The organism is Cellulomonas hominis, assembly GCF_005239125.1.
Lineage (GTDB): Bacteria > Actinomycetota > Actinomycetes > Actinomycetales > Cellulomonadaceae > Cellulomonas > Cellulomonas hominis_A.
Genome location: NZ_SZYE01000325.1, coordinates 1 through 1,806, shown reverse-complemented (window position 1 = coordinate 1,806; position 1,806 = coordinate 1). Strand labels below are relative to the sequence as shown.

Genomic DNA, 1,806 nt, shown 5'->3' with positions numbered 1-1,806 from the left:
ACGGTCGTGACCAGGCCGACCTCGCGACCGGGCTCCCCGGTGGTGAGCAGGTCGCCGAGGTCGCGCACGACCGCGCCGGCCTCGGGCAGCACGTGCCCGGAGCCGTCGAGGTGCAGCAGCACCAGGCATCGCCGCCCGGGCGCGCGGCCTCGCGCTGGCCGGGCGGCGACGCCGTCCGGGAACCGCAGCGCGGGCCGCAGCCGCACGCCGGACCGCCAGATCGGCACCACCTGGCTCAGGCCCATCGCGGCCACGCCGGCGGTCGTGCCCCACGCCAGCAGGGCCGCGGCCCCGTCGGGGAGCACCGACGCCTCGCCGGCCCCGCCCGCGACGCCCGCGTCCGCCAGCAGCCGCCCGTAGCCGGCGTACGCGCCGATCACGACCAGGCTCGACAGCACCGGCGCGAACGCCGGCCAGAAGAACTTCCGCTGCGCCTGCAGCACGCCGGACAGCACCACGGCGAGCCCGTACAGCGGCAGCTGCACCGCGAACACGCGGACGAAGAACGTCACCAGGTCCCGCTCGGCGGCGGTGTCCACCCGGGACAGCGCGGCGATCGGCTCGGCGGCCAGCGCGAGGACGGCACCGATCAGCACCAGCCCGCCGAGCGTCCAGCCGAGCATCGCGGACGCGATCCGCGACACGTCGTCCCGCATCCCGCGGGCCAGCGGTCCGGCGATCACCGGGATCAGCGCGCCCGCCAGCGCACCGCCCGCGGCCACCTCGAACAGCACGTTGGGCAGGGTGTTCGCCCAGTTGTAGGCGTCGCCGACGTCGGTCAGGCCGACCGCGTTGGTGAAGACCAGGTTCCGCGCGAAGCCCAGCAGCCGGCTGACGACCGTCACGGCCGAGATCAGGGCCGCGGCGCCCGCCAGACCGGACAGGACGGCCCGGCGGCTCACCGCCCGGGCACCCCGCCGGCCGCGGCGTCACCCGGCGACCCGCCGGGCTCGTCGGGCACGTCGGCTCCCGGGGCGCCCCCGGCGGGCACGTGCGCCGGCCGGCGCCCCCACGCGTCGAGCTCGCGCAGCACCGGCGTGCGCGCGATCACCTGCGTGAACGACACCTTCTCCGAGGCGACCGTCAGCGCGACCACGCCGGCCAGCAGCGCGAGCCGCACCGGCCGCGGGCAGCCCTGCACCGCGGCCGTGCCGAGCACGGCACCCACGGCGTTCGCGCCGGAGTCGCCGAGCATGTCCCGCTCGGCCAGGTCGTCGGGCACCTCGGCGACGGCGGCGCCCAGCACCGCGGCCGACGTGGCCCCGCCGCGTCCGCCCAGCACGGCGGCCGGCGCCGCGGCGATCGCGGCGGCCTTCAGCGCGCGCCCGGGCCGCAGGTCGAGCAGGTTCACCACGTTGGCGGTGGCGGCGATCAGCGCGCCGTCCGCGGCGACGTCGGCCAGCCGGACCGCCGCCGCGGCACCGCGTCCCGCGGGCAGCCGGTCGTGCGGCCGGCTCAGCGCCGCGGCGACCAGCGCGCCCGCGCCGATCCCGAGCACCTTGAGACCGCCCGTGGTGACCTCGCCGCGCGCCAGCGCCCCGAGGTGGCCGCGCAGGCCCTTGCGCACGGTGCCCTCGCGGTCCTCGGTCAGGTCGTCGACCAGGCCGAACGCCGTGGCGCTGGTGGTGGCGACGGCCAGGGCCACGCCGTCCCGGGCCGACGGGGCGCCGACCAGCCCGCCGGCGAGCACGCCCGCGGCCACGGCGGGGCCGCCGAGCAGGCTCACGGGCTCGCCGCGGTGGTTCGTGCGCTCCCAGCGGCGGGCGCCGCCCGGGGGCTCGTCGTCCAGCAGGCCGCGGACCACGG

2 protein-coding genes are annotated in these 1,806 nt (G+C 79.1%); both read right to left on the bottom strand.

All coding sequences use genetic code 11. The features are described 5' to 3' along the window. Positions 1-902: murein biosynthesis integral membrane protein MurJ (murJ, locus tag FA014_RS19360; RefSeq protein ID WP_328288230.1), on the bottom strand; the 902-nt coding region annotated here is incomplete at its 3' end. Continuing rightward, positions 899-1,804 (bottom strand): hypothetical protein, encoded by a 906-nt coding sequence (locus FA014_RS20380; protein WP_230323453.1) that lies wholly within the window; start codon positions 1,802-1,804, stop codon positions 899-901. The genes murJ and FA014_RS20380, both read right to left, overlap by 4 nt. Positions 1,805-1,806 lie beyond the last annotated feature (2 nt).